This window comes from Nocardioides anomalus (assembly GCF_011046535.1).
In the GTDB taxonomy this organism is placed as follows: Bacteria; Actinomycetota; Actinomycetes; order Propionibacteriales; family Nocardioidaceae; genus Nocardioides; species Nocardioides anomalus.
Genome location: NZ_CP049257.1, coordinates 4,112,360 through 4,133,162, shown reverse-complemented (window position 1 = coordinate 4,133,162; position 20,803 = coordinate 4,112,360). Strand labels below are relative to the sequence as shown.

Sequence of the window (20,803 nt, the reverse complement as noted above, 5' to 3'; positions counted from 1 at the left end):
GAGGTACGGACATGACCGTCGAGGCCGGATGGGTGCCGACAGCGGCGCAGATCGACGGCTCCCGGGTGGTGGACTTCGCTCGTTGGCTCGGGACGCAGGGCATCGTCACCCTCGACGACCCGCGCGACTACCGCGAGCTGCACGCTTGGTCGGCCGCCGAGCCCGCACAGTTCTGGGAGGCGGTCGCGCACTACTTCGGCGTCGACTTCGGCGCCGGTGCGACCGAGGTCCTCTCCGGGCGCGAGATGCCAGGAGCGCGCTGGTTCCACGGCGCGTCGATGAACTTCGCACGGGAGATGCTCAAGCACGGTGCGGCGGAGCGGGATGCGATCGTCCTCGTGCGCGACGACGGCCACCGCGAGTCGATCACCTTCGGTCAGCTCCGGGAGCAGGTCGCCTGCGTCGCGGGTGCGCTCGCCGACCGCGGTGTCGGCCAGGGCGACCGGGTCGTCGCCTACCTGCCGAACTGCATCGAGGGGGTGGTGGCCTTCCTCGCGGCGGCCACCCTGGGTGCCGTGTGGTCCCAGGCGGGCATGGACTACGCGCCGGCGGCAGCGATGGACCGGTTGGGTCAGCTCGATCCGACCGTCCTCATCGCCGGCACCGGTTACCTCTACAAGGGGGTGCGGCACGACCGTCGTGAGGCGATGGCGGAGCTGCGCAGCCTGCTGCCGGTCGACGCACTGGTCGTGTCCATCGAGACGGGTGGGGTCGCGCGCAGCGAGGCGACGCCCTACGACCTGACCTGGGAGCAGGTGCAGCACTTCAGTCGACCGGTCACCGCCCCGGTCGAGGTGCCGTTCGACCACCCGCTGTGGGTGCTCTTCACCTCAGGCACCACCGGACGCCCGAAGGGCATCGTGCACGGCCACGGCGGGGCCCTCCTCGAGCAGCTCGTCTCGCCGGGCTTCCACATGGACCTGGGCGAGGGCGACGTCTTCTTCTGGTTCACCACCCCCAACTGGATGATGTGGAACGCCGAGGTCTGCGGGCTGCTGCACGGGGCGACCATCGTGCTCTTCGACGGCAGTCCCACCTACCCGGACACCGGGCAGCTGTGGCGAGTGGTCGAGGAGCTGGGGGTCACCGTCTTCGGGACCAGCCCGGGCTACCTCCAGGCGTGCGCGCGAGACGGCGTCGAACCGGGGCGCGACCACGACCTGTCGGGGCTCGAGCTCATCGGTGTCACGGGCTCGGTCCTGCCCGCCAGCAGCAACCAGTGGGTCCGGGAGCACGTACGGGCCGATCTGCAGCTCGGTTCGATGAGTGGAGGGACCGACATCGTCGGCATCTTCGTCGCGAGCGCTCCCAACCTGCCGGTCTACGACGGAGAGATCAGCGGGCCGGCGCTCGGTGTCGCCCTGGAGGCCTGGGACGAGGAGGGCAACCGTCTCCCACCCGGCGGCACGGGCGAGATGGTCATCACCCGTCCGATGCCGTCGATGCCGATCGCCTTCTGGGACGACCCCGAGGGGGAGCGCTACCGGGACGCCTACTTCGACGTCTTCCCGGGTGTGTGGCGCCACGGCGACTCGATCACCATCACCGAGCGCGGCACGGTCATCATCCACGGGCGCACCGACTCCACGCTCAACCGCAACGGCGTACGGCTCGGCAGCGCCGAGATCTACGAGGCAGTCGAGTCCCTGCCCGAGGTCTCCGACAGCCTCGTCGTCGGGGTGGAGCTGGCGGAGGGCGGCTACTGGATGCCGCTGTTCGTCGTCGCCGACACCGACGGCGACGAGGAGCTGCTGCGGGCCCGGATCGTCGAGACCATCGCTGGCCGCACCTCGCCGCGGCACGTGCCCGACGAGGTCATCGTGGTCCCGAGCCTGCCGCACACCCGGACCGGGAAGCGGCTCGAGGTCCCGGTGAAGCGCATCCTGCAGGGCGCCGCGCCCCAGCGGGTCGCCAGCATGGGCGCGGTCGACGACGTCGATGCGCTGAAGTGGCTCATCGACTTCGCCCACGAGCGCAACGGTGGCGCGGACGCGTCCGCCACGGTCGCGTCGTCGGGCACCTACCAGGACTGGCGGATCTACCACGAGCAGGAGCTGCCACGAGTGCTGAGCGCGGCCCTCGACGTCTTCGCGGAGAAGGGCTACCACGGGACGACGACGCGCCAGCTCGCGGACCGCTCGGGCCTCTCGGTCCCGGGGATCTACCACCACTACAAGTCGAAGCAGGACATCCTGCTGGACCTGATGATGGTCGTCGTCGACGAGCTGATCGAGCGCAGCCGCGTCGCGGTGGCCGAGGCCGACGACGAGCCGCGCGCACAGTTCGACGCTCTCGTCTCGTCGATGCTGCTGTTCCACGTCTACCGCCGCAAGGGCGCGATCGTCTCCACGAGCGAGCTGCGCAGCCTCGACCCCGGCAACCGGCGCAAGTACGTCGAGCGTCGCGACGAGCTGCAGGCGATGCTGGACGACGTCATCGAGCGCGGGGTGGCGACCGGTGTCTTCGACACCCCCTACCCCCGTGACGCCGGGCGGGCCATCGCCTCGCTGTGCGCGGGCGTGGCCACGTGGTACCGCCCCGAGGCACCCCTCAGCTTCGACCCTCTGCTCGACCGCTACCTGTCCATCGCTGAGGCCATCGTGGGAGTGCGCTGACTCCTGACCGGCGCGCTGGGCCCGCGTGCTGGTCACGGCGCTGCGGCCTCCGGGTCGCGCCGGGCGTCAGGAGATCATCCGGCGCGCGACCGAGCGCTGGCGTGCGGCGATGCGGGCGGCGTACTCCTCGGGCGTGATCGGCACGTGGTGCGGCAGCGCGTCGAGGACGGAGTCGAACGGGACGACCTCCACGGTCGGGCCGTCGGCGGCGGTGAGGTCGCGCTCGAGGCGCTGCCAGCGCAGCATGAGGGCGCCGGTGCGGTGCCCGGTCGTCTCCAGCCAGTTGGCGGTGCCCGGGTCCTGGGCGGAGACCACGAAGCGCATGACGCCGTCGGGGTCGGTGACGGCCTGGGCCTTGGTCAGCGAGGTCTGGTGGGTCTCGTAGTCGGTGGAGGCGTACCAGTCCGAGCCGACCTGCACGGCCTGGTAGGCGCAGTCGTCGCAGCGCGGCACCGAGATGACCATGGCGTGGTCGTCGGCCAGCTCGTAGTGGCCGATGCTCGAGCGCTGCGACGCCAGGCCGCCGGGGGTCGACCGCGGCGCGGTGAGGGTGTTGACCGGCTCCTTGTACTGGAAGAAGTGGGGGAAGGCGAACCAGGTCTGGATCGAGCCGACCAGGGAACGGGCGGCCACCTCGTACTGCTTGGCCAGCCGCTCCCGAGAGTACGGCGCGGCCGGGCGGCCGAGCGTGTCGGGGCGCTCGATGGTGAGCGTGCCGCGCTCCTCGGTGTCCCAGTCGTTGAAGACCTCGCGCACGATCATGGTCTTGGCGCCGGGCTCGGCGACGTAGGAGAACTCGAAGCGGCCGTCGGGGCCGACCTCGAGCTCGCGGTCGTCGAAGGCCATCAGCGAGGTGGCCGCGGAGTCGGCGGAGTAGGTGCCGCCCATGACCTGGAAGGACAGGTCGGCCGTGGTGCCTCGGCGTCCGCGCACGACGTACTCCACGCCCTCGCGCAGGAATGCGTTGAAGTAGATCGCGTCGGGGTTGTCGAGCCCCTGGCGGCTGAACTGGTGGGTCGGGTTCACGAACAGGGGGTGGTCGAGGTCGTAGTCGAAGGCCATCTGCACCGCCATCCGGATCCGGCCGGCGAGGTAGTCGTAGCCCTCCAGCCGGTCGGCCTCGGTCGCGATGAAGGGCGCGTTGGCGATCAGCTCCTCGGCCTCGGCGATGGCGTCCTGGAGGGGCTTGGTCAGGTTCAGCGACTGGCTCATGACACCTTCGCGATGATGTTCTCGGCGTACTGCTCGAGGTGCTTGACCTTGATCTCGAGCGGCTCGGTGTCCGGACCCTTGATGTAGGGCACCCGGAAGCCGACGATGCAGTCGGTCACGCCCCTGTCCTCGAGCCGCTTGATCCCGTCGAGGTCGTAGGCGTCGTAGGAGATGACGTGCACCTCGAAGTCGTCGCGGGTGTCGCCCTCCTCCCGGCGGATCTCCGCGAGCCGGGTCAGCAGCCGGTCGAGCTCCTCGCCGTCGCCGCCGGCGTGCATCCAGCCGTCGCCCTTGCGCACCGCGCGCCGCAGCGCCGCGTCGACGTGCCCGCCCACCAGTAGCGGGATCGGCTCGCTCGGCGCCGGACACTGCTTGAGCGGCTCGATCTCGTAGAACTCGCCGGAGTAGCCGAAGAAGTCGCCCGACGTCAGGCCGCGCACGATGTCCATGCACTCGTCCATCCGCTTGCCGCGCCTCTCCCACGGCACGCCCAGGGCGTCGAAGTCCTCCGGCCACGGCGAGATGCCGACGCCGAGGCCGAGCCGGTTGCCCGAGAGGTGGGCCAGCGACGAGGCCTGCTTGGCCACCAGGACCGGCGGGCGCACCGGCAGCTTGAGCACGAACGGCGTGAGCCGCAGCGTGCTCGTCACCGCGAACAGGTGCGCGCAGAGCACCATCGTCTCGATGAACTCCTTGCCGTCGAGGAACTCGCGGTCCCCGGTGTCGGTGTAGGGGTACTTCGAGTCCGACTCCCGCGGGTAGATCAGGCTGTCGGCGACGGTCATGCTCGTGTAGCCGGCCGCCTCGGCCGCCTGGGCCAGGGGTGCGTAGTACGTCGCCTGCGTCATCGCCTCGGCGTAGGTGAACCGCATGGGCGCCAGACTAGAACGTGTTCCAGTTCGATGCCACGGCCGCAACCAGCCAGGCCCCTCGGAGCGTCTAGGAGGTGTGCGCCGCCTCCTCCCCCCTCCTCGCCCTGCTCCTGCTCCCCGCGCTCGTCCCGGCGCCCGCCCGCGCCGCCGACCCGCCGACGCTGGGCTCGGCCCAGCACCTGGCCCCGATCGGTGCCGGGTGGGGAGAGGTCGAGCCCGCCCGCATCTCCAACGGGGGTGACCCGGCCGGCGAGGTGGACCGGCTGCGCTGGGAGCGGTGGGGACACGGGAAGGCCCGGGGCTACGGGGTGACCTGGCTGCTGCGCCCGGAGGGCGGGTACTACGCCCGGCCCGGCCGGATCGTGCTGCGGGCCTCGCGGCTCGGCACCTGCCCCGACGGCACGGTGGCCTACACCCGACTCGACGTCCGCGTCGCCCCGCGGCCCGGTGAGCCCGCCGCGAGGCGCTGGCACCGGTGGGGCAGCGGCGGCGACCTCTGCGCGCGAGGCCTCGACTAGAACAGGTTCCACTTCTGTGCCATCCTCCGGCGGGTGGACCTCCAGGAGCTGAGCGACCGCGCGGAGATCACCGACGTGCTGGTCCGCTACACCCGCGCCATCGACACCGGCGCGTGGGACCGGCTGGACACGGTCTTCACGCCGGACGCGCGCATCGACTACACCGCCTCGGGCGGCATCGACGCGACGTACCCGGAGATCAAGGCGTGGCTCGCCGAGGTGCTGCCCGCGTTCTTCCCGCTGCGCATGCACACGCTGGGCCAGGTCGAGATCGCCCTCGACGGCGACGGCGCCGAGGTGGCGGCGTACTTCCACAACCCCATGCCGATGGACGACGGCCAGGGCGGCACGAAGCTGGTGGAGTTCGGCGGGCTCTACCACCACACGATGACGCGTACGCCGGACGGCTGGCGCTCGGTGCGGCTGCGCGAAGAGGTGGTCTGGAAGCAGAACCTCTGAGCCCTCAGGCCGGTCGGGTCGGCAACGGGGCGCAGTGGGTGAAGAGCTGGCCGTAGAGGGTGGCCACGGCCATGTCCTGCTTCAGCACGGCCGTCCAGTGCGCGGTCGCGGTGTCGTGGTCCGCCCGGGTGTGCCCCAGCGCCCGCAGGACCCGTTCGACCAGGGCCTCGTCGGAGGTGGCCCAGCCGACGGCTCGCGCCGCCATGGCCCAGCTGACCAGCGGCATGCCGACGGCGGCGAGCCGGGGGTCGGTGGGCGCGAAGCCGCCCTCGGGGTACTCGGCGCTCAGGGCCAGCTGCTGCACGCGCTGGGCCTCGGCGGCGTCGGCGGCGGGGTCGGCGCTGGGCGGCGGCGTGGGGTGGGCCTGGGCGGCAGCGGTGATGGCGGCGAGGTCGTCGGGGCCGAAGCCGAGCCCGCGGGCGGCGAGGTCGGCGCGGTACTGCGCGACCCACGCCGAGGCCTGCGCCATGACCGCCTGCACCGCGCGGGCCGTGGCCATCGGGTCCTGGGGCACGACCGCACCGTAGTGCCGGCGGTGCGATTGGGTCGACCGCGCAACCTGCCGGAGAATGGCGGCGTCCCAGGGACGACCCCAAGCGGAAGGAGCCGTCGTGTCCGACGAGGAGGGCCACCCGGTCATCTCGGGTCTCGCCGCGCTCATCGGGGTCGGCGTGGTGGTCGGCCTGCTGGTCAGCGTCGGCGCACTGGGCGCGACCCGGGTGCTGGGGCTCGGTGGCGAGGACGACGGCGGTACGGCGTCCAGCCAGCAGTCGATGTACCTCCCGCGCCCGTCGGAGACCGAATCCGAGAGCGGCCCGCAGATCACGCTGGCGCCCGGGGAGCCGACGCCGGTGGAGAGCACGTCCGCGGCGCCGGAGTTCGCGATCTCGCTGTCCTCGTCGGTGACCGAGGTGGGGCCGATGGAGGAGATCTACCTGACCGGCGTCTACCCTGGCGGTGAGGGTGCGGTGCTGCAGGTGCAGCGCTTCGAGAACGGCAAGTGGCAGGACTTCCCGGTCGACGTGCCGGTGAGCGGCGGGACGTTCTCGACCTACGTCCAGACCGCGTCCTCGGGGGTCAACACCTTCCGGGTGCGCGACACCAGCGGACCGGAGACCTCCAACGAGGTGAAGGTCACCGTCCGCTAGCGCCGCCAGCCGGTGGTCCGGGTCAGTCCGGGATGTAGTCGAACGTGTCGGGGTTGGGGCCGGTGCGGCCGTCCTCACCCTTGTCCAGGCCGCTGATCGAGGCCATCTCGTCGTCGGTGAGCTCGAAGTCGAAGATCGCGAAGTTCTCCTCCATGCGCTCGCGGTGCATCGACTTGGGGAACACGATGTCGCCGCGCTGCACGTGCCAGCGCAGGGTGACCTGCGACGGCGTCTTGTCGTGGGCCGCGGCCACCTGGGTGATGACCTCGTCGTCGAGCACCGCGCCCTGGGCGATTGGCGACCAGGCCTCGACCAGGATCCCGTGCCGGTGGCTGGCCTCGCGGGCCTCGTCGTTGAGGAAGTAGGGGTGCGCCTCGATCTGGTTGACCACCGGGACGATGCCGGTCTCGGCTACGATCCGGTCCAGGTGGGCCGGCTGGAAGTTGGAGACGCCGACGGAGCGGGCGCGGCCGTCCTGGACGAACTCGGTGAGGGTCTTCCAGGTCGAGACGTAGTCGCCGTCGTACAGCGTGGGCAGCGGCCAGTGGATGAGGAACAGGTCGATCTGGTCGAGACCGAGCTTGCTCAGGGTCTCGTCGAAGGCGCGGCGGGCGTCGTCGGGCTTGTGGAAGCCGTTGTTGAGCTTGCTGGTGATCCACAGCTCCTCGCGCGGGACGTCGGTGGCCTTGAGGGCCTCGCCGACCTCCTGCTCGTTCTGGTACATCTCGGCGGTGTCGATGTGGCGGTAGCCGACCTGCAGGGCCTGGCTGACCACGTCCGCGGTCTGCTCGGGCGGCACCTGGAAGACGCCGAAGCCGAGCTGCGGGATCTCGGTCTGGTTGTTCAGGGTCAGGGTCGGGACGGTCATGTCCTCCCGTAACCGCCCGGCGCCCCGCCCAATCGGGCTCCGGCACCTGCAAGGCTGTGGCGCGTGACGCAGGACCAGGGCCTCCACCACACCGAGTACGACACCCGGCTCGCGGCGTACGCCGTGGTGGTCGACGACTCCGACCGGATCCTGCTGGCGCTGTGGAACGAAGCCGACCAGCCGCTGTGGACGCTGCCCGGCGGCGGCGTCGAGCTGCTCGAGAGCCTCGAGGACGGCGCGGTGCGCGAGGTCCGCGAGGAGACCGGGTACGACGTCGCGCTGGTGCGGCTGCTCGGCGTGGACACGCTCGTGGTCTCCCCCGAGGAGCGCACCGTGGACCGCGGCCGGTGGTTCCGGGGCGTGCGGGTGGTCTACGAGGCGCGGATCACGGGCGGCAGCCTGCAGGACGAGGTGGACGGCACCACCGACGAGGCGCGCTGGATCCCGCTGGCCGACGTGCCGGACCTGCCGCGCGTCGAGCTGGTCGACGTCGGGCTGCGGTTGCTGCGCAGCGCGTCGTGAGGACTATCCGCGCGGCTCCGGCGTGGGCACCCACCGGCTGAGCTTGGCCGCGACGTCCGCGCGGCTGATGGGCTTGGTCAGGTAGTCGTCCATGCCGGCGGCCAGGCAGCGCTCGCGCTCCTCCGTGCTGGCGCTCGCGGTCATGGCGATCACCGGCGTGCGGCGGGTGGCGCCCTCGAGCTCACGGATGCGCCGGGTGGCGGCGTACCCGTCGAGCACCGGCATCTGCACGTCCATCAGCACCGCGTCGTAGGTGCGCTCGGCCACCAGCCGGACCGCCTGCTCGCCGTCGTGGGCCGCGTCGGCGGCGTACCCCAGGTGCTGGAGGATGCCGGCCGCGACGAGCTGGTTGACCTCGCCGTCGTCGACGACCAGCACGCGGCGGGAGAGCGCCGCCGGCGGCTCGGGTCGCGGCTCGGCCGGTGGCGTGACCCCGGTGGGGCCGACCTCCTCGAGCACCGCGCGCAGGCGGGACATCAGCACGGGCTTCTGCAGGGCCACGGCGACGTCGCAGGCCTCGGCCTCGGAGACCTGGGTCCCCGACGTCATGAGGACCAGCCGGGTCGGGGCGAGCGCCGGCTCGGCCGCGATCCGCCGGGCCAGCTCCAGGCCGTCCATGCCAGGCATGCAGAGGTCGAGCACGCCCAGGTCGTAGGGCCGCCCCTCGCGGACCGCGCCCCGGAACCGGTCGAGCCCGGCCTGCGCACCGTCGGCCACGTCGACGTCCAGCCCCCAGTGCTGGAGCTGGTCGTGGAGGATCAGCCGGTTGGTGGCGTTGTCGTCGACGACCAGCGCGCGGCGACCGGCCAGCGCGACCGAGGTCGCGGCCGCGGTGGCCGCGTCCGGGTCGGCGGCCTCGGCGAGCGGCAGGGTGAACCAGAAGACGCTGCCCTCGCCGAGCGCGCTGTCCACGCCGATCCGACCGCCCATGGCCTCGACGAGCTCACGGGAGATCGCCAGCCCGAGGCCGGTGCCCCCGAAGCGGCGGGTCGTGGAGGAGTCGGCCTGGGAGAAGGCGTCGAAGAGCCGGTCGGCGTCGGTGGGGTCCAGGCCGATGCCGGTGTCGGAGACCTCGAAGCGCACGACCAGGTGACCGTCGTCGAGCCGCTCGTCGAGCCAGGCGCGGACCACCACCTCGCCCGCGGCGGTGAACTTCACCGCGTTGCCGGCCAGGTTGAGCAGCACCTGCCGGATCCGGGCCGGGTCGCCGCGCAGCGCCGCGGGCAGGTCGGGGGAGCAGTAGGCCAGGAGCTCGAGGTCCTTGCTGCGGCTGGACTCGGCCACGAGCTCGGCCACGCCCTCGACCAGCTCGCCCAGGTCGAAGTCGACCTCCTCGAGCTCCAGGTGCCCGGCCTCGATCTTGGAGAAGTCGAGGATCTCGTTGATCACGCCGAGCAGGCCGTGGCCCGCGCCGCGCACGCCCTCGGCGTACTGCCGCTGGCGGACGCTGAGGTCGGTGGCGAGCAGCAGCTCGTTCAGGCCGATGACGCCGTTCATCGGCGTGCGGATCTCGTGGCTCATGGTGGCCAGGAACTGCGACTTGGCGCGGGAGGCCTCCAGGGCGGCGTCGCGGGCCTCGGCCAGCTCGACGCGCGTGCGGGCCTCGGCGCGCAGCAGGCGGGCGGTGCGCAAGAAGACCAGGACGAGCAGCGCGAGCAGCGCCACCACGCCCTCGAGCGGGCGGACCTCCTCGCCGCGGACCGCGGCGACGACCAGCACGACGGGCGGTACGACGAACGGGCCGACCGCGAGCCCGAGCCGGCCCAGCGCGACCCGGCCGGGGTCCTCCGCCTCGGCCTCGGTCGTCGCCGGGGGCGTGCGCCAGGTGGAGGCGGCCATGAGCGCACCGCCCAGCATCCAACCGGCGTCGAGGCTCGCCGAGCCCACGCCCGAGACGTCCAGCAGCAGGTAGCCGAGATCGGCCAGCAGCCAGCAGCACACGCCGGCCGCGAACCGGACGCCGAGCACGCTCCGGTAGCGGCGCACCGACAGGGTCCGCAGCGCCAAGGCCAGCAGCACCGCGTCGAGCACCGGGTAGCCCGCGCCCACGACCCGGGTCAGCAGCGGCACGGTGTGGTCGACGGCGATGTCGCGGATCGAGACGCTCCACAGCACGATCACGCTGACCACCACGACGGTGAGCGCGTCGATGGCCGCGTCCACGTCCACCCGGCGGGTGTCGGCGTGGCGGACCAGGATGATCACCATCGCCGCGCCGAGCCCGAGGTAGCTGGCGTAGTAGGGCACGTCGGCGATCGAGACGTCGGGCTCGCGCCCCGACCACGCGATGACCTGCCAGAGCAGGTCGCCGAGGGCGGTGGCGGCGAGCCCGGTGGCGATGAGCGCCGGCACCAGCCGCTCGCCGTCGGGACGGCGGGCCACGCCGAGCCAGGCGACGACGGCGGCACCGACCACGACGACGAGGTAGCTCACGTCGGCCGCCCGACCCGCGGGCTGCGCGAGGTGGACCGCGACGACGACCAGCGTCGCCGCCCACAGGGCCGCGGCCGGCCCGGTCCACCGTGCCACCACGCCGACCTCCCTGCGCTCAGTGTCGGGCGCGACGGCGCGGCTGGGGCGCGATTGGCAAGATCGGGGGATGGTGGCGCGGCGGCTCGTGGTGGCCGTCCTCGCGGTGCTGGCCCTGGCCGCGTGCGACGACGAGCCGGCCTCGGCGCCGCCGCCCGCGGACCGGCCGGCCGGGCCGACGCCCTCGTCCGCTCTCCCGGCGCCGGGATCGCCGGGATCGCCGTCGACCGCGCCCACCCCGTCCCCGGTGACCCTGGCCTTCGCGGGCGACGTGCACTTCGAGGGCGTGCTGGGGGACCGGCTCGCGGCCGACCCGGCCACGGCCCTGGCGCCTGCCACTCGAGCGCTCGCCGCCGCCGACCTGGGCGTGGTCAACCTGGAGACCGCGGTGGGCACGGGCGGGGCACCGGCGCCGGGCAAGCAGTTCACCTTCCAGGCGCCGCCGTCCGCGCTGGACGCGCTGGCCGCCGCCGGCGTCGACGTGGTCACGCTGGCCAACAACCATGTGCTCGACTACGGCCTGGACGGCCTCGACCTGGACGCGCTCGACGCCGCGGACGTCGACGTGGTCGGCGTGGGCCGGGACGCCCGTGCGGCGTACGCCCCGGCCGTCGTCGACATCCGCGGGACGCGGGTCGAGGTGCTCGGCGCGACCGCCGCGGCGCTCGACCCCACCGCCGACCCGACCGGGCAGTGGGCGGCCACGCCGACGCGGGCCGGCACGGCCGACGCGGTCGATCCCCGCCGGCTGCTGCGCGCCGTCGCCCGCGCGGACGCCTCGGCCGACGTGGTCGTGGTCTACGTGCACTGGGGCGTGCAGGGCGACACCTGCCCCAGTCCGGACCAGCGGTCGCTGGCCGGCGCGCTGGTCGGGGCCGGCGCGGACGTGGTCGTGGGCAGCCACGCCCACGTGCTGCAGGGCGACGGGCGGCTGGGGGACGGCTACGTCGCCTACGGGCTGGGCAACTTCGCCTGGTACGCCCCCGGCGCCACCACCGGCACCCTCACGCTCACCGTCCAGCCCGGCGCCGAGCCCGGTACCGCCCGGGCCACCGTGACCGACGCGTCGTGGGCCCCGGGCCGGATCGGGACCGACGGCCTGGCCGGGCCGCTGCCCGGCCCGGACGCGCTCGCCTTCCTGGCCGACCGCCGCGACCTCCAGGCCTGCGCCGGGCTCAGCGGAGCCAGCTGAGCACGACCCGGGCGGTCCGGGCCAGCTGGGCCGGCTGCACCACGTCGACGGTGTCGCCGGCCGAGTGGTAGCCGGCGTAGGCCGTGCTGCCCAGCCGCACCCCCGGCAGCCCCACCTCCGTGAACGACGCGTGGTCGCTGGAGCGCTCGCCGCTGCTGGTCACCACGGGTACGCCGGCCCGCCGCGCCGCCCGCTGCACCTCCTCGCGGAGCGGGTCGCCGGCCTCGACGCTGCCCAGCGGCACGACCTCACCCACGCCGACCCGGTCGAGCGCCACCGCACCGCGCAGCGACCGGCGCTCCGCGCGGTCCAGCGCCGCGACGTAGGCCCGCGAGCCGTAGTGGTGGTCGGCGTCGCTGGGACCGCGCGGCTCCTCGGAGCCGAAGGCCACCAGCACCACCGGCAGCCGGCTGCGCGTGCCGGCGAGCGCCTCGGCCACGGCCAGCAGCACGCCGACGCCCGAGGCGTTGTCCTCGGCGCCCGGCGCCTGCGGGACGGTGTCGAGGTGGGCGCCGACCAGCAGCCACGGCTCGCCCGGGACCACGTCCCCGCGCGTCGCCACCAGGTTGGTCCCGGTCCCGCCGCGCACCGGCACGCCCCACGAGACCCCGGCCGGCGTCGGGAACTCCTGCCGCTCCACCCGCCAGCCCAGCCGGGTCAGCTGCTCCTCGACCCACCCCGCCGCCCGTGCGTACGCCGGTGAGGTGCCCGGTCGCGGTCCCACCCGCCCGGCCAGGTGCCGGACCGCCGCGACGGCCGTGGCCGTGCGGACGTCGTCGGGGAGACCCGGGGCACCGGCGCTGGCGCCGGCGCCGGTGTCCCGGTCGCCGGGGGCGTGCTCGTCGCGGGTGCCACGGCGCTCGGCGGCGCGGGGCGCTCCGGCTCCGGCCGGCCCTCGTCGGTCGAGCAGCCGGCCACCAGGGCCAGTCCCGCGACCGCGAGCGCGCCTCTCACCCGCTCCACGGTACGGGCCGAGATTCCCGCCCCGTGTGGGAACACTTCGCCGCTTGGGTAGCGTTGAGCCCAGTGAGCAAAGTTGAGCCCCTGAGACTCAACCCCACGAACCCCGAATCAACAAGGAGCAACCACCATGGCACGTGCGGTCGGCATCGACCTCGGCACGACGAACAGCGTCGTCGCCGTCCTGGAGGGTGGCGAACCCACCGTCATCGCGAACGCCGAGGGCGCCCGGACCACTCCGTCGGTCGTCGCCTTCGCCAAGAACGGCGAGGTGCTGGTCGGCGAGGTCGCCAAGCGCCAGGCGGTCACCAACGTCGACCGGACCATCCGGTCGGTCAAGCGCCACATGGGCACCGACTGGTCGGTCAAGATCGACGACAAGTCGTTCACGCCGCAGCAGATCAGCGCCTTCGTCCTGCAGAAGCTCAAGCGCGACGCCGAGGCCTACCTCGGCGAGACCGTCACCGACGCGGTGATCACCGTGCCGGCGTACTTCTCCGACGCGCAGCGCCAGGCGACCAAGGAGGCCGGCGAGATCGCTGGTCTGAACGTCAGCCGCATCGTCAACGAGCCGACCGCGGCCGCGCTGGCCTACGGCCTCGACAAGGGCGACGGCGACCAGACCATCCTGGTCTTCGACCTCGGTGGCGGCACCTTCGACGTCTCCCTGCTCGAGGTGGGCAAGGACGACGACGGCTTCTCCACGATCGAGGTCAAGGCGACCTCCGGTGACAACCACCTCGGTGGTGACGACTGGGACAGCCGGATCGTCGAGTGGATGGTCAAGAAGTTCAAGGACGGCAACGGCGTCGACCTGTCGCAGGACAAGATCGCCAAGCAGCGCCTCCAGGAGGCCGCGGAGAAGGCGAAGATCGAGCTGTCCGCCTCCAGCGAGACCACGGTGCACCTGCCCTACATCACCCACGGTGAGTCCGGCCCGCTGCACTTCGAGGAGAAGCTCAGCCGTTCGGAGTTCCAGAAGATGACCTCCGACCTGCTCGACCGCACCCGCGAGCCCTTCAAGGCCGTTCTCAAGGACGGCGGGGTCGCGATCAACGACATCGACCACGTGGTCCTGGTCGGCGGCTCGACCCGCATGCCCGCGGTGACCGAGGTCGTCAAGGAGCTGCTCGGCGGCAAGGAGCCCAACAAGGGCGTCAACCCCGACGAGGTCGTCGCGGTCGGTGCCTCGCTCCAGGCCGGCGTGCTCAAGGGCGAGGTCAAGGACGTCCTCCTGCTCGACGTGACCCCGCTGTCGCTGGGCATCGAGACCAAGGGCGGCGTGATGACCACGCTCATCGAGCGCAACACCACGATCCCGGCCAAGCGCTCGGAGATCTTCACCACCGCCGACGACAACCAGCCGTCGGTGGAGATCAAGGTGGCGCAGGGCGAGCGGCCGATGTGGTCGCAGAACCAGCCCCTCGGCAACTTCGAGCTGACCGGCCTCCCGCCGGCCCCGCGCGGCGTGCCGAAGATCGAGGTCACCTTCGACATCGACGCCAACGGCATCGTCCAGGTCCACGCCAAGGACCAGGCCTCCGGCAAGGAGCAGTCGATGACGATCACCGGCGGCTCGGCGCTCGGCAAGGACGAGATCGACCGCATGGTCAAGGAGGCCGAGCAGTACGCCTCTGACGACGCCAAGCGGCGCGAGGCGATCGAGGCGCGCAACCAGGCCGACCAGCTCGTCTACACGACCGAGAAGTTCCTGGCCGACAACGGCGACAAGATCCCCGAGGAGGTCAAGACCGAGGTGCAGACCGACGTCGACGCCCTCAAGGCGACGCTGGAGAACTCCGAGGCCAGCGCCGAGGAGCTCCAGGCCGGAGTCACCAAGCTCGGTGAGTCCAGCCAGAAGATGGGTGCGGCGATGTACGCCGCGGCCGAGGCCGACTCCGCGGCCGCCGGCGGCACCACCGGGGCGACCGGCGAGGCCGACGACGACGTGGTCGACGCCGAGATCGTGGACGAGCCCGCCGACGACAGCCAGGCGGCTGACGGCGGCACCGAGGGCGAGACCAAGTGACCGAGGCCCCACGGCCCGACGCTCCCGTCGGCGGGGAGGAGCCCTTCGCGGGCCCCTCCCCGACCGACGAGGCGGCGCTGGGCGACGAGACCGTGGCCGACGTGGCCGCCGCGGGGTCCGGGCGCATCGACGAGCTCGAGGCGCAGCTGGCCGACCGCACGGCCGACCTGCAGCGGCTCCAGGCGGAGTACGTCAACTACAAGCGCCGGGTCGAGCGCGACCGGGAGCTGGTGAAGCAGAACGCGACGTTCGCCGCGCTGGCCCCGATCACCGAGGTCATCGACACCATCGACCGGGCCCGCGAGCACGGCGAGGTGGAGGGCGGCTTCAAGGCCGTCGCCGACCAGCTGGAGCGGATCCTGGCCAGCGTCGGGCTGGAGAAGTTCGGCACGCCGGGCGACCCGTTCGACCCGACGCTGCACGAGGCGCTCAGCCACCTCGGCGAGGACCCCGACGTCACGGTGACCACCTGCAAGGTGATCGCCAAGGCCGGCTACCGCATCGGCGACCGCGTCGTGCGCGCGGCGCAGGTGTTGGTGGTCGACCCCGTCGCCGGCGGCGCCGACCCGCACCACGCGTCGTCCGACGTGCAGCCGGAGGACCCCGAGACCGTCGACACTGACACCAGCAACGAGGACCAGCAGTAGGAGGGAGGTGCGCGCATGGCCACCACCGAGGGATTCCGGGCCGACTGGGCCCAGAAGGACTTCTACGCCGAGCTCGGCGTGAAGAAGGACGCGACCACCGCGGAGATCAAGAAGGCCTACCGCAAGCTGGCGCGCACCAACCACCCCGACTCCAACCCCGACGACACCGCCAAGCACGAGAAGTTCAAGGCGGTCGCCGAGGCCTACGACGTCGTGGGTGACCCCGAGAAGCGCAAGAAGTACGACGAGATGCGCGAGCTCTACGGCTCGGGCGGCGGCTTCCGCGGCGGCTTCGGAGGTGGCGCGGGCGGGGGCGGGGGCTTCAACCTCGACGACCTGCTGCGCGACCGCGGGGGCGCCGGCGGCGCCGGCGGGGCCGGCGGCGTGGGCGACCTGTTCGGCGACCTGTTCGGCGGCTTCGGCCGCGGGCGCCAGCAGACCCAGCCGCGCCCGCAGAAGGGCTCGGACGCCGAGACCACCGCGACGATCAGCTTCGACGACGCCATCGAGGGCGTGACCATCTCGCTTCGGCTGACCTCGGACGCCCCCTGCCCCGACTGCCAAGGCACCGGCGGCAAGCCCGGCACCAAGCCCCGGATCTGCCCCGAGTGCGAGGGCGCCGGCTACACCGTCAACACCATGGGCGGCGGCTTCTCGGTCAACGAGACCTGCCCCCGCTGCGGCGGCCGGCAGCTCATCTACGACGAGGCCTGCCCGACCTGCCACGGCTCCGGCCACGGCCTGTCGTCGCGCTCCATCCAGGCCCGCATCCCCGCGGGCGTCAAGGACGGTCAGCGCATCCGCCTCAAGGGCAAGGGCTCGGCCGGCGTCAACGGCGGGCCCGCCGGCGACCTCTACGTCACCGTCAAGGTCACCCCCCACCGGCTGTTCGGCCGCAGGGGCGACAACCTGACCCTCGACGTGCCGATCAGCTTCGACGAGGCCGCGCTCGGCGCCGACGTGCGGATCCCGACCCTCGGCGGCGGCCCGGTCACCGTCAAGGTGCCCGCCGGCACCCCCAACGGCCGCACCTTCCGCGTCCGCGGCAAGGGCAGCCGCAAGAAGGACGGCACCATGGGCGACCTGCTCGCCACCGTGGTCGTCCACACCCCCGGCACGCTCAACGCCGAGGCCCGCGCGGCCGTCGAGGCCTACCGCGCCGCCGGCAACGAGCCCCACCTGCGCGCCAATCTGTTCAGCGAGGCGGCCGGGTCGTGAGCGCGTCATGAGCACGAACGACCGGTTCTTCGGCGCCCCCTCGCCGGACGCCGCCGTCTTCGTGATCAGCGTCGCCGCCGAGCTGACCGGCCTGCACCCCCAGACGCTCCGCACCTACGAGCGCATGGGGCTGATCACCCCCGGGCGCACCGGCGGCGGCGGCCGGAGGTACTCCGCCCGCGACATCGACCGGCTCCGCGAGATCTCCGACCTCACCGCCTCCGGCATCGGCATCGAGGGCGTGCGCCGCATCCTCGAGCTGGAGAACCGGATCACCGCCCTGGCCCAGCGCAACGAGGAGCTCCAGGACGAGCTCGACGCCACCCGGGAGGCCCTGCGGCAGGCCATGACGGTCCCCCGCACGCCCGGGAAGCTCCCCGCTGTGCGGCAGCCGGCGCCCAGTGCGCAGGTCGTCGTGTGGAGGCGTGGACGGTAGGTCCGTGGGCTGGGTGCTGCGTCTCGTGGTGCGGGCTCTCGGATTCCGGCCGCCTGTGGACTGACCCGGCCTCCGCCGGATCCGGTGTTCACCGCCGAAGGCAACCGACGCCGTGTTGCACGCGACTGCTTCCAGCCCTCTTGTGTTGGGTGTACGTGCCCCACGCCGCGGATTCAGCCTTCGACGGCGAACCCCGGCCCGGCGGGGGCCGGGTCAGCCCACAGGCGGCCTGGTCGGCGGCACCGTCTCGTCTCCGCCTTCACGTGGGTGGGGTGGGGTGGGGGCGGGTCGCCGCGGCTGGCGCCGCCGAGAGCTTGTAACGCTCAGTTATCGGATCTTCCGACCCGTTGCAGCGGGTCGGAAGATCCGATAACTGAGCGTTACAAGTGCGTGGCGGCGGACCGCAAGCGTGGCCGCCAGAGGCGGCCGCGCATTGCGGGCGGGGCTTGCCCCGCCCTTGAGCGCGTCTTACCGCCCCGACCGGGTCCCGCTGTCAAGGACGAACTCCCGACGGCTGAAGGCCCCCGCAGTTCGCCGCTTGCGGCGCCGAAGGCGTCCTTGACAGCGGGAGTCGGGGTGGTGAGCGCGCGGCCGCTACGCAATTGATCCCCGTGCGAGCAAGAACCGTCGCGGGCAACCAGAAACCGAGGACGGTGCCTGCGCTACACCGCCGGTAGCGACAGCGTGAAGCAGGCTCCGCCTGAGGCGGCGGTGGAGTACGACGCGACGCCGCCCATCGCCTCGGTGAGGGAGCGCACGACGTACAGCCCGAGGCCGGTGCCCGTCGCGACCGAGCCTCCGGCTCGGGTGAACTCCGAGAAGAGGCTCTCGCGGAACTCCTCGGGGACGCCGTCGCCGGAGTCGGTGACGTCGATGGCGACCAGGTCGGGGTCGTCGAGGTCGGGGCGGACGCTGACGACGAAGGGGGCGCGGCCGTACTTGAGCGCGTTGCCGAGCAGGTTGCCCAGCATCTGCTCGAGGCGCAGGGGGTCGGCGAGGACCTGGCGGTCGTCGTCGACGACGGCGTTGACGGTGACGATGAAGCGGTCGTCGAGGACGGCGTCGATGACGTCGAGCGGGAGGACGGGCTGGGTGTCCAGGCGCAGGGCGCCGCGCTGGAGCTCGGCGGCGGTGAGGAGGTCAGCGGTGATGCTGTCGAGGACGCGGGCCTGGCGGGTGACCGAGGACATCAGGCGGCCCAGCTGCTGCTCGCTCATCTCGTCGCCCTCGGCGACGATCGACTCGGCGATGCCGCAGAGGACGGCGACGGGGCCGCGGATCTCGTGGGCGGTGGTGGCGATGGCGCGGCGCAGGACGCCGATGTCCTCGGCGGTGGAGTCGAGGTAGACCAGCAGCGAGCGCTCGGCGCGGCGCAGCTCGGCGTGCACGCCGACGCCGTTGACGTCGGCGACGAAGGACGCCTCGCCGTCGAGGCGGTTGAAGGCCACCAGGTTGGCCAGCAGCGGCGCGATGGTGCCGAGGGCGACGCCGTTGCGGGCGCGGTTCTCGAGCAGGCGCTGGGCCGCGGGGTTGGCGTGGATGATCCGGAACAGCGGCTCGTCGGCCACCTCGAGCACGCCGTACGGCGAGAGCGCGAGCGCCTCCCAGGCCGACACGTCCGGCCGGGTCGAGGAGCGGCGGTCGATGTTCGGACGCGGCTCGGTGGGGGCGGTGCCTTCGCCGCTGGCGAACGCGGCCGCGGCCGAGGCCTGAGTGGCCGGCGCGGGGTCGGCCGGCGGGGGCGGCACCAGGGTGAGCGAGGGCGGGGGGACCGCCGGCGTGGGGACGCTCGGGGCGGCGGGCGCGTCGCCGACGATCGTCTGGACGTACTCCAGGATCCGCTTGAGCGACATGCCCTTCTGCAGGTAGCCGTCCGCGCCGGTGGCCAGGGCGCGCTCGGACATCTGGGTGGCGCCGAAGCCGGAGAGCACGATGATCTTGGCCGTCGGGACCAGGCGCCGGATCGAGGGCAGCGCCTCGAGGCCGTCCATGACCGGCATGGAGAGGTCGAGGAGCACGACGTCGGGTCGCTCGGTGCGGACGGCCTCGATGCCGGCCAGGCCGTCGCCGGCCTCGCCGACGACCTCCATACCGCCGCGGGTGAGCGCGAGCCGGAGCAGCTCGCGCAGGTCGAAGGTGTCGTCGACGATGACCACGCGCACGGGGCGCGTGCGGGCCGCGGGTGCGTTCATGAGGGGTTCCTCTCGAGCTCGACGCGCGGGGTCGCGGCGACGGGGTCCAGCGCGGGGGTGCCGACGGCGGCCGGCACGCTGCGCAGGAGGTCCAGCGAGTGGTGCTGACTGCCGAGCAGCTCGGTGATGATGCGGCTGGCCGAGGCGATCGAGGACGTGAGCGCCTCGTTGGCCTTGCCCGGCTGGTCGAGGTCGAGGGCCATCTTGGCCACCACGAGCCCCTGGAGCACGGTGTCGTTGAGCTCGAGCGCCTGCTGCTCGCGCTGGCGCAGGTCCTGGAAGAGCTGGGCGCCCTGCATGAGCGAGCCGTAGGTGCGCCGCAGCGTCCAGTAGTAGAGGGCCACGACCGCGCCGATCACGTCCCACGTCGCCAGCGGCCAGCCCCACGCCGTGCGCATCGCGAGCCCCTGGGGGTCGTCGAAGCCCAGCGAGGGCAGCAGCAGGTGCGCGGCCTGCGACCCGTGGTGGACCGCGCAGGTGAAGAAGATGGCGGCCGTAGCGGCGCCGAGCGGGTTGCTGCGCAGCTGGTGGCTGCGGGCGAGCGGCACCACGATCGCCAGGCAGATGCCCAGGTAGGCGACCAGCATCACGGCGTTGGCGCTCAGCGCCACCGGCCAGGAGTCCACGTTCACGCGCCGGCTCCGCTCGAGCCCAGGGCGAGCAGCAGCACCGCCGAGCCCGCGACGTACGCCGGGAGCAGGGCGTGCCAGTGCCGCCAGTCACCCAGCCGGGCGGGCAGCGGCCGGCGCAGCAGGGCCACGGCGGCGACGGCGACCGCGATCTCCCACGCCGCGCAGGCCACGTCCCAGGGGCCGACGGCCTCCGGCTCGGGCAGCAGCCCGAACGGCAGCCCGAGGGTGCGGGTCACCAGCCACAGCGCGACGACGGCCAGGTTGCCGACCACGCCGGCGAGCAGCAGCGGCCGCGAGACGTGCACGGCGACCGCGCCGGCCCACAGCAGCTGGAGCAGCGCGCAGACGGTGAAGAAGGCGCCGAAGACCAGCGCCTCGCGGAAGTGGTCGGGCGCCACCGCGGCGTGCACCCCGGCCGCGGCGCCCGAGCTGACGACCGCCAGCGGCAGCCAGACCTGCTGGGCCACGCCGGGCGCGAGCACCGGTCGGGGCGGCGCCGGCCGGGCCGGGCCGCGGCGTTCGTGCGGGTCGCTGGACGACACGGGCTGCGCGAGGAGGCGCGGCGTCAGCAGGGCGACCAGACCGACCACCCCACCGCCGACGACGAGGGAGTGCATCCCGTGCGCACCCAGGCCGAAGCCGAGGTGCGTGTGCAGCGCGAGCATGGCGATCCCTCCTCCCCGAACCTCCCGTGGACCGGGCCCCGACGGGCCGGTCCGGCTCACGACAGTAAGGACGCGCCGTCCAGACCACT

General features: G+C 73.0%; 19 protein-coding genes. 10 read left to right on the top strand and 9 right to left on the bottom strand.

All coding sequences use genetic code 11. The features are described from left to right. Nucleotides 1–11: 11 nt before the first annotated feature. Nucleotides 12–2,615, top strand: a complete 2,604-nt coding sequence (locus G5V58_RS20600) for an acetoacetate--CoA ligase (protein ID WP_165236823.1) — start codon at nucleotides 12–14, stop codon at nucleotides 2,613–2,615. A 66-nt stretch (nucleotides 2,616–2,681) separates the two neighbouring features. Here the strand turns inward: G5V58_RS20600 and G5V58_RS20595 are convergent, their stop codons facing one another. Together G5V58_RS20595 and G5V58_RS20590 are read right to left on the bottom strand one after the other, a co-directional pair. Further along, nucleotides 2,682–3,827, bottom strand: a complete 1,146-nt coding sequence (locus G5V58_RS20595) for a hypothetical protein (protein ID WP_165236821.1) — start codon at nucleotides 3,825–3,827, stop codon at nucleotides 2,682–2,684. Next, nucleotides 3,824–4,699: a TIGR03619 family F420-dependent LLM class oxidoreductase gene (locus G5V58_RS20590; RefSeq protein ID WP_165236819.1), complete on the bottom strand. Its 876-nt coding sequence runs from the start codon at nucleotides 4,697–4,699 to the stop codon at nucleotides 3,824–3,826. Before G5V58_RS20590 ends, G5V58_RS20595 begins: the two co-directional genes overlap by 4 nt. Before the next feature lie 74 nt (nucleotides 4,700–4,773). On the opposite strand from G5V58_RS20590, the gene G5V58_RS20585 reads away from it, so the two are divergent. Together G5V58_RS20585 and G5V58_RS20580 are read left to right on the top strand one after the other, a co-directional pair. After that, nucleotides 4,774–5,217 (top strand): hypothetical protein, encoded by a 444-nt coding sequence (locus G5V58_RS20585; RefSeq protein ID WP_165236817.1) that lies wholly within the window; start codon nucleotides 4,774–4,776, stop codon nucleotides 5,215–5,217. 33 nt (nucleotides 5,218–5,250) lie between these two features. Then, nucleotides 5,251–5,676, top strand: coding sequence for a nuclear transport factor 2 family protein (locus G5V58_RS20580; protein WP_165236815.1), 426 nt, complete (start codon nucleotides 5,251–5,253; stop codon nucleotides 5,674–5,676). A gap of 4 nt (nucleotides 5,677–5,680) precedes the next feature. On the opposite strand, the gene G5V58_RS20575 is transcribed toward G5V58_RS20580, so the two are convergent. Then, entirely contained in the window at nucleotides 5,681–6,190 is a 510-nt protein-coding gene (locus tag G5V58_RS20575) for a hypothetical protein (RefSeq protein ID WP_165236813.1), read from the bottom strand. Nucleotides 6,191–6,287: 97 nt separating this feature from the next. Here G5V58_RS20575 and G5V58_RS20570 point away from each other — a divergent pair, with 97 nt between their 5' ends. Next, nucleotides 6,288–6,824, top strand: coding sequence for a hypothetical protein (locus tag G5V58_RS20570; protein ID WP_165236811.1), 537 nt, complete (start codon nucleotides 6,288–6,290; stop codon nucleotides 6,822–6,824). Nucleotides 6,825–6,846: 22 nt separating this feature from the next. On the opposite strand, the gene G5V58_RS20565 is transcribed toward G5V58_RS20570, so the two are convergent. After that, entirely contained in the window at nucleotides 6,847–7,692 is an 846-nt protein-coding gene (locus G5V58_RS20565; RefSeq protein WP_165236809.1) for an aldo/keto reductase, read from the bottom strand. Between the two features lie 63 nt (nucleotides 7,693–7,755). On the opposite strand from G5V58_RS20565, the gene G5V58_RS20560 reads away from it, so the two are divergent. Continuing rightward, the gene (locus G5V58_RS20560) at nucleotides 7,756–8,214 is read left to right on the top strand and encodes an NUDIX hydrolase (protein WP_165236807.1); all 459 of its coding nucleotides are present in this window, start codon (nucleotides 7,756–7,758) and stop codon (nucleotides 8,212–8,214) included. Nucleotides 8,215–8,217: 3 nt separating this feature from the next. On the opposite strand, the gene G5V58_RS20555 is transcribed toward G5V58_RS20560, so the two are convergent. Next, nucleotides 8,218–10,743: a hybrid sensor histidine kinase/response regulator gene (locus G5V58_RS20555; RefSeq protein WP_165236805.1), complete on the bottom strand. Its 2,526-nt coding sequence runs from the start codon at nucleotides 10,741–10,743 to the stop codon at nucleotides 8,218–8,220. Nucleotides 10,744–10,813: 70 nt separating this feature from the next. On the opposite strand from G5V58_RS20555, the gene G5V58_RS20550 reads away from it, so the two are divergent. Continuing rightward, nucleotides 10,814–11,935 (top strand): CapA family protein, encoded by a 1,122-nt coding sequence (locus tag G5V58_RS20550; protein ID WP_165236803.1) that lies wholly within the window; start codon nucleotides 10,814–10,816, stop codon nucleotides 11,933–11,935. Here G5V58_RS20550 and G5V58_RS20545 read toward each other — a convergent pair. Continuing rightward, the gene (locus tag G5V58_RS20545) at nucleotides 11,919–12,659 is read right to left on the bottom strand and encodes a M28 family metallopeptidase (RefSeq protein ID WP_165236801.1); all 741 of its coding nucleotides are present in this window, start codon (nucleotides 12,657–12,659) and stop codon (nucleotides 11,919–11,921) included. The two genes, G5V58_RS20550 and G5V58_RS20545, sit on opposite strands and share 17 nt — an antisense overlap. A gap of 366 nt (nucleotides 12,660–13,025) precedes the next feature. Here G5V58_RS20545 and dnaK point away from each other — a divergent pair, with 366 nt between their 5' ends. From dnaK to G5V58_RS20525, 4 genes are read left to right on the top strand one after another with little or no spacing between them, the layout of a single operon-like run. Then, entirely contained in the window at nucleotides 13,026–14,924 is a 1,899-nt protein-coding gene (gene dnaK, locus G5V58_RS20540; RefSeq protein ID WP_165236799.1) for a molecular chaperone DnaK, read from the top strand. After that, nucleotides 14,921–15,571, top strand: coding sequence for a nucleotide exchange factor GrpE (grpE, locus tag G5V58_RS20535; RefSeq protein ID WP_165236797.1), 651 nt, complete (start codon nucleotides 14,921–14,923; stop codon nucleotides 15,569–15,571). Before dnaK ends, grpE begins: the two co-directional genes overlap by 4 nt. Before the next feature lie 15 nt (nucleotides 15,572–15,586). Continuing rightward, nucleotides 15,587–16,789 carry a DnaJ C-terminal domain-containing protein gene (locus G5V58_RS20530; protein ID WP_165236795.1) on the top strand — a complete coding sequence of 401 codons (1,203 nt, stop codon included), beginning with the start codon at nucleotides 15,587–15,589 and terminating at the stop codon, nucleotides 16,787–16,789. A gap of 7 nt (nucleotides 16,790–16,796) precedes the next feature. Next, nucleotides 16,797–17,225, top strand: a complete 429-nt coding sequence (locus G5V58_RS20525; protein ID WP_165236793.1) for a heat shock protein transcriptional repressor HspR — start codon at nucleotides 16,797–16,799, stop codon at nucleotides 17,223–17,225. Between the two features lie 662 nt (nucleotides 17,226–17,887). On the opposite strand, the gene G5V58_RS20520 is transcribed toward G5V58_RS20525, so the two are convergent. Genes G5V58_RS20520 through G5V58_RS20510 form a run of 3 tightly spaced genes read right to left on the bottom strand, consistent with a single transcriptional unit; the run spans nucleotide 17,888 to nucleotide 20,714 of the window. Then, nucleotides 17,888–19,417 (bottom strand): ATP-binding response regulator, encoded by a 1,530-nt coding sequence (locus G5V58_RS20520; protein ID WP_165236791.1) that lies wholly within the window; start codon nucleotides 19,415–19,417, stop codon nucleotides 17,888–17,890. Beyond that, nucleotides 19,414–20,049 carry a hypothetical protein gene (locus tag G5V58_RS20515; RefSeq protein ID WP_165236789.1) on the bottom strand — a complete coding sequence of 212 codons (636 nt, stop codon included), beginning with the start codon at nucleotides 20,047–20,049 and terminating at the stop codon, nucleotides 19,414–19,416. Before G5V58_RS20515 ends, G5V58_RS20520 begins: the two co-directional genes overlap by 4 nt. Continuing rightward, nucleotides 20,046–20,714: a hypothetical protein gene (locus G5V58_RS20510; RefSeq protein WP_165236787.1), complete on the bottom strand. Its 669-nt coding sequence runs from the start codon at nucleotides 20,712–20,714 to the stop codon at nucleotides 20,046–20,048. Before G5V58_RS20510 ends, G5V58_RS20515 begins: the two co-directional genes overlap by 4 nt. Nucleotides 20,715–20,803 lie beyond the last annotated feature (89 nt).

Excerpts from the sequence above, each read along its gene's own strand:
- G5V58_RS20600 (WP_165236823.1), top strand. The coding sequence starts at position 12 with ATGACCGTCGAGGCCGGATGGGTGCCGACAGCGGCGCAGATCGACGGC.
- G5V58_RS20595 (WP_165236821.1), bottom strand. The coding sequence starts at position 3,827 with ATGAGCCAGTCGCTGAACCTGACCAAGCCCCTCCAGGACGCCATCGCC.
- G5V58_RS20590 (WP_165236819.1), bottom strand. The coding sequence starts at position 4,699 with ATGCGGTTCACCTACGCCGAGGCGATGACGCAGGCGACGTACTACGCA.
- G5V58_RS20565 (WP_165236809.1), bottom strand. The coding sequence starts at position 7,692 with ATGACCGTCCCGACCCTGACCCTGAACAACCAGACCGAGATCCCGCAG.
- G5V58_RS20550 (WP_165236803.1), top strand. The coding sequence starts at position 10,814 with ATGGTGGCGCGGCGGCTCGTGGTGGCCGTCCTCGCGGTGCTGGCCCTG.
- dnaK (WP_165236799.1), top strand. The coding sequence starts at position 13,026 with ATGGCACGTGCGGTCGGCATCGACCTCGGCACGACGAACAGCGTCGTC.
- G5V58_RS20530 (WP_165236795.1), top strand. The coding sequence starts at position 15,587 with ATGGCCACCACCGAGGGATTCCGGGCCGACTGGGCCCAGAAGGACTTC.
- G5V58_RS20525 (WP_165236793.1), top strand. The coding sequence starts at position 16,797 with ATGAGCACGAACGACCGGTTCTTCGGCGCCCCCTCGCCGGACGCCGCC.
- G5V58_RS20520 (WP_165236791.1), bottom strand. The coding sequence starts at position 19,417 with ATGAACGCACCCGCGGCCCGCACGCGCCCCGTGCGCGTGGTCATCGTC.
- G5V58_RS20510 (WP_165236787.1), bottom strand. The coding sequence starts at position 20,714 with ATGCTCGCGCTGCACACGCACCTCGGCTTCGGCCTGGGTGCGCACGGG.